The organism is Enterococcus sp. DIV0660C (assembly GCF_017316125.1).
In the GTDB taxonomy this organism is placed as follows: Bacteria; Bacillota; Bacilli; order Lactobacillales; family Enterococcaceae; genus Enterococcus_B.
Genome location: NZ_JAFLWA010000048.1, coordinates 1 through 5,490 on the forward strand (window position 1 = coordinate 1; position 5,490 = coordinate 5,490).

6 protein-coding genes are annotated in these 5,490 nt (G+C 35.9%); 3 read left to right on the forward strand and 3 right to left on the reverse strand.

The window, feature by feature from the left end; all coding sequences use genetic code 11:
- Positions 1–317: 317 nt before the first annotated feature.
- Positions 318–827 carry a phosphatidylglycerophosphatase A gene (locus DOK81_RS11605; protein ID WP_206911043.1) on the reverse strand — a complete coding sequence of 170 codons (510 nt, stop codon included), beginning with the start codon at positions 825–827 and terminating at the stop codon, positions 318–320.
- 103 nt (positions 828–930) lie between these two features.
- On the reverse strand, positions 931–1,932 hold the full coding sequence (locus DOK81_RS11610; RefSeq protein ID WP_206911044.1) for an NAD(P)/FAD-dependent oxidoreductase: 1,002 nt from the start codon (positions 1,930–1,932) through the stop codon (positions 931–933).
- Positions 1,933–2,106: 174 nt separating this feature from the next.
- On the opposite strand from DOK81_RS11610, the gene DOK81_RS11615 reads away from it, so the two are divergent.
- Positions 2,107–2,691, forward strand: coding sequence for a peptidylprolyl isomerase (locus DOK81_RS11615; protein ID WP_206911045.1), 585 nt, complete (start codon positions 2,107–2,109; stop codon positions 2,689–2,691).
- A gap of 207 nt (positions 2,692–2,898) precedes the next feature.
- On the opposite strand, the gene DOK81_RS11620 is transcribed toward DOK81_RS11615, so the two are convergent.
- Positions 2,899–4,068: a MalY/PatB family protein gene (locus DOK81_RS11620; protein WP_206911046.1), complete on the reverse strand. Its 1,170-nt coding sequence runs from the start codon at positions 4,066–4,068 to the stop codon at positions 2,899–2,901.
- Between the two features lie 91 nt (positions 4,069–4,159).
- Here DOK81_RS11620 and DOK81_RS11625 point away from each other — a divergent pair, with 91 nt between their 5' ends.
- Both DOK81_RS11625 and DOK81_RS11630 read left to right on the forward strand, forming a co-directional pair.
- Positions 4,160–4,540: a CvfD/Ygs/GSP13 family RNA-binding post-transcriptional regulator gene (locus DOK81_RS11625; RefSeq protein ID WP_206911049.1), complete on the forward strand. Its 381-nt coding sequence runs from the start codon at positions 4,160–4,162 to the stop codon at positions 4,538–4,540.
- A 79-nt stretch (positions 4,541–4,619) separates the two neighbouring features.
- Entirely contained in the window at positions 4,620–4,982 is a 363-nt protein-coding gene (locus DOK81_RS11630) for a hypothetical protein (protein WP_206911051.1), read from the forward strand.
- The last annotated feature ends 508 nt before the right edge of the window (positions 4,983–5,490 follow it).

Below are 5,490 nucleotides of genomic sequence, written 5' to 3' on the forward strand. Positions count from 1 at the left end.
TATCTTTGAGGGTGTTTCTTTTGATCTTAATAAAAGGAGGTGCGACAAAAGTCTTGTCATACCTCCTTTTAAGAATAAACGGTGTTCTCCAAGCAACTCCTCAAAATAATTCTCAACTGTCCTAAAATATGAAAAGCTATTTTTGTCAGTTTCTCATTATTTTTTCGAAGCTGGTCGCTTGGAGCCACAACCTCATTCACGGTGTTCCCCAAGTAACTCCTCGATATAGCTTGCATTCACTTCAAAATAAGAAAAGGTATTTTGCGTGACTGCGTACTATGCTGTCAGAGCTAAACATTTTACGCCACAACCTTTATTTATTGTGTCAAACGACTGCGTTTTTCAGGTTCAGCATGGGCCAAACGACTTGCTGCAGATGCGGCAATCGCGCCGACGATATCATCTAAAAATGTGTGGACATGGTCACCATCATGACGATTCAATTGTTTTAAAATTCCTGGTTTCACTTTGTCAATATAGCCGTAGTTGGTAAATCCAATCGTTCCGTAAACATTCACAATCGATAATGCAAGAATCTCATCAATTCCGTACAAGCCTTCATCGTCTTCGATAATGTGTTGCAAAGGATCCATCAACTGTTTTTGTTCCGCTAAGATATCTAACTGAATGCCAGTGATGATCGCATTGTGGACTTCTCGTTTTGTTAGGACTGAATCAACGCTTTCCGCACAGTCTTCCAAGGTCAAGTCGGTGATATAATCTTTTTGCAAAAACATGACTAATTCTGCAATATCTTCAATTGTTACCCCACGTTCAAGTAAAAGAGCTCGTGCTTTTTCTTCTAATGTTTCCTTTTTGATAACCATGGTATTCCTCCTTCAAACAATCTATAACTTTATGTTAGCTTAATCAAGAAAAAAAGCAAGGAGGATACCTTTGCACCTGAGGCCTATCACAAGTGAATGATGGTCATCTTTCAGGACGAAGACGTTTATCATATAAACTGGTACTATGTCCCGGTTGTGCTCGCTCTTTAGGATTGATGTAATGTAAAGCATTGTTGACAGCAGTCGGAGCCTCACCAAATCCTGTAGCAATTAATTTTACTTTGCCATCATAAGAACAAATATCACCCGCAGCATAAATTCCGGGAATCGAGGTTGACATATCGGAATTTACCATGATTGCTTGACGAGAACTTTCCAGTCCCCAAGAGGCAATTTGTCCTAAATTAGAAGTGAAACCATAATTGACAATCAAAGAATCAATGCTTAAATCAATCGTTTCATCACTTTTTACCTTTTTTAAACGAAGATCGGTTAACTGATTTGTTTCACCGGCTAAGTCTTCAATCAAATAAGGTGTTAACAAATGAACCGATGAATTTTTTAATTGGGCAACGCTGTGCTCATGTCCACGAAATTCGCTTCGACGATGGATCAGATAGACTTCGCTCGCAATTGGTTCAAGCATCAATGCCCAATCAATAGCAGAATCTCCACCACCGGCAATTGCTACTTTTTTTCCGGCATATTTCATTAAATCATTGACATAATAATCTAAACCGTTGTTCTCAAATTCATCGGCGCCTTCGATGGCTAATTTTCTTGGTTGAAACGAACCATTTCCTAATGCTAAAATTACTGCTTTTGAATAATGGATCCCCTTATTGGTAATGATTTCGATCACATCGTCTTCACGTGTAATGGAAAGAACTTCTTCTTCTAAATGAAATGTATGATTAAAAGTCGTCAATTGTTTTTCAAGATTGCCGACCAATTCGTTTGCTTTAATTGCAGGATAACCTGGGATATCATAAATATATTTTTCTGGATACAAAGTGGCTAACTGGCCGCCAAGTTGAGGCAAACTGTCAATAATCTTTGTTTTTGCTTGTCGCATTCCTGCATAAAATGCGGCAAACATGCCAACGGGTCCAGCACCGATAATGGTAATATCATAAATGTCCATAAAAACTCCTCCTCCAGACACACTATAGCAGAATTTAACTGAGAATGCTTCTCAAATAAATAAATTTTACTTGGAGTTTAACCTTTCTTTTTAGGAATCTAATCTAGTTTTTTGAATAGACATTCGGTATTATGTTATTATTTGATAGTAAGAAAACATTAGGAGGAACCAAACATGGCATTTCCACAATTAGATTTAGCAAATGAAAAAGGTCCAAAAGCAACAATCAAAACAAATCGCGGAGACATCACAGTGCAATTGTTTCCTGAACTAGCACCTAAGACAGTTCAAAACTTTATTGAATTAGCTAAAAAAGGATACTATGATGGTGTCATTTTCCACCGTGTCATTCCTGATTTCATGATCCAAGGTGGCGACCCAACTGGAACTGGTATGGGAGGAGAAAGTATCTACGGTGAAAGTTTTGAAGATGAATTTAGTCGTGAATTATTTAACTTGCGTGGTGCTTTATCAATGGCGAATGCTGGTCCAAATACCAATGGTAGCCAATTTTTTATCGTAAACAATGAAAATGTTCCTGCTAATATGCTCGGACAACTTGAAGGGGCTGGGTTCCCTGCGGAAGTTATCGAAGCTTATAAAGGCGGAGGAACACCTTGGTTAGATTTCCGTCACACAGTCTTCGGCCATGTTGTTGAGGGGATGAATGTTGTCGATGAGATTGCAAATGTACAACGTGGACCACAAGATCGACCAGTTCATGATGTAGTAATCGAAACAATTGAAATTTCAGAATAACTATCAGTCAATATGCTAGTAATGTAAAAGAGGTTGTGGTCCAAGGCTTCAAGCAATAAGAAGAAATTCTCGAAAATGGTTACTCAAACTTTTGTGAAATTTCGGCTTATTACCGAAGAAGTTGTGTTGATAACACCGTTTATTCGTATAAAAGGGACTGAGACAAAAACGTTGTCTCAGTCCCTTTTTGTTTTTTTGATAGAAAGATTACTTTTCAAAAGATTGTTTGATTCGTTGTAATCCTTCTAATAAAGTTGTTTTTGGGCAAGCAATATTCAAACGCATATGACAGTGTCCTGCTGGACCAAAAGAAATTCCTGGATTCAAGACAACTTTTCCTTTTTTAATCAAACAATCTTGCAATTCTTGGTCATTTGTTTCGTATGCGGAAAAGTCTAACCACATTAAGTAAGTACCTTCAGGTTTCATGACACGCACAGCCGGCATTTCTTCTTGGAAAAAGGAACAAACAAGTGAAACATTTTCTTCTAAATAAGGAAGCAACTCGGAAAGCCAAGTTTCACCAGTTTCGTAAGCCGCCTGAGTCCCAATTAAGCCAAACGTATTAATTTCTTGTTGCTGATTAGTGAGGAGACGTTGCTCAAAAGCTGCTTTAAGTTTTTGATCTTTGATAAACACCATCGAATGTTTGATTGCAGCTAAATTAAATGTTTTTGTAGCAGATGTAAAAATAATCATTTGGTTGCGTAGCTTCGAATTGATTGTCAACATTGATGTAAACTGATTACCAAATAAGATGAGGTCATGGTGGATTTCATCACTGAATATAAAAACTTGATAGTTTAAACACAATTCTGCTAGCTGAGTTAATTCAGCTTTTGACCACACACGCCCCCCTGGATTATGGGGATTACATAAAATTAGCGCTTTGACATTGTGTTGTTGTATCTTTTGCTCCATATCTGCAAAGTCCATTTCGAAATGATTGTTTTTTTCTATTAAAGGACTTCGAATCAACTTTCGCTGATTGTTTTCTACTATAGAAGAAAAGGGTGGATAAACAGGATCATGGATCATGATTGAATCACCTATTTCGGTAAAAGTTTGAATACCAACCGCTAAACTGGATAAAACACCGCTCGAGAAGACAATCTCTTCCTTTTTTAAATCAACTTGATGTTGATCTTTTTCCCATTGAATAATAGAGTTGTATAATTCATTAGGGATCGTTGAATAACCAAATAAACCCTTTTGTACGTAGCTACTTAAAGCTTGAGTAACGCTTTTAGGAGAAAGAAAATCCATGTCTGCTACCCAAAGAGGTAATAAATCAGATGCGTGATATGTTTCAGTGATACCATCCCACTTTACGCTATGCGTATTTTTTCTCGTTATTTGCTGATCAAATTCTACCATTTCAAGGCCCCCGATTTAACTTGTTTATTTTCAAAACTTCTTTTTTTAAATCATATACAGTATAATGAAAGATGCGAAGAGAGGGAAGTAAATGACTTATAAAATTGGACAAATAATTGAAGGAAAAGTAACTGGGATACAACCCTATGGTGCGTTTGTTTCTCTTGACGAAGAAACGCAAGGATTGATCCATGTTTCAGAAGTACAATCAGGTTATACAAAAAATATTCATACGTTGTTGACAATTGGGCAACCAATCAGAGTACAAATTATTGATATTGATGAGTACTCTCAAAAAATCAGTTTATCTCTAAGGACGTTAGAGAACAAAAGTCCAGTAGTTGCACACCGCAGAAAAAGGTACTTTACAAATAAAAATAGAAAAATTGGTTTTAAAACGATCGAAGAACAACTGCCCATTTGGATCAAAGAAGCATTGATTGAATTGGAGAAAAAAGAAAACAAGAAATAAAAAGTGTATTTTTTCTGAAAATATGCTAAAATTTTTTTGTAAGCCATAGAACAAGAACGAGTTGATCGAGGTGGAGATTTTGGCAAGCAAAAGAGTCGCTGGTACAATTATGTTGCATTTGGAGGATGGATCAAAGAGGTTTCTGGTTCATTCAATTGATGATACGCTAGAATTTGCGTTAGCAGATCTTTCTGAAGGGAAGACTGGTCTAGCCAATATGCTTAATTTTTTAAAGGAGATCGTTCATATCGATGTGAGTCAAATAAACTTGATGGAGTTGACTAACACTCATATTGGACATGAAAATGTTCCCTTGTTTGTTTTTGAAACAGAGCAGAAGAATCAGGATGGTGAACTAGCAGAAGGCTATCTTTGGGAAGAATCAGGGCAGATGCGAGCTGTTCTTGGGACTTACGAAGTAGAGGGTGTCCCTCTTTTCTAATTAGAAACTACAAAATAAAAAGAAGATTGAATTTTTTTCAATCTTCTTTTTTTGCTTTTTTGACCCAACAAACAAGTGAAATGTTCCGTTTTATGAGTTTTATACACATATTTTGCTGTTTAATCCAATACTTGATAAGTAAAACACGAAAATTAAGAGAAAAACAAATAATAGATAGTTTAAAAATGATCAAAATTGCAGTTGACCAATCAAAAAAAGAATGATAAATTAGACAACGTTGAAGCGAAAGTAACATTCATGAAACTTTCGTAAATAACATGAAAAATAGTTGTTGACTTGTGAGTTATCACATGATAAGATAACTAAGTCGTTTAGAAAGAACCTCTTAAGAAGCTTGATTTCATCAAGAAAAACTTCAAAAAAAGTTCTTGACAAATAACAAAAGATACGATATGATAAATGAGTTGCTGAAAGATTTCTTAAACGAAATCGAAAAAACTTTTTCAAAAAAGAGTTGACATTTAAATGTCACTCTGATATGATATAA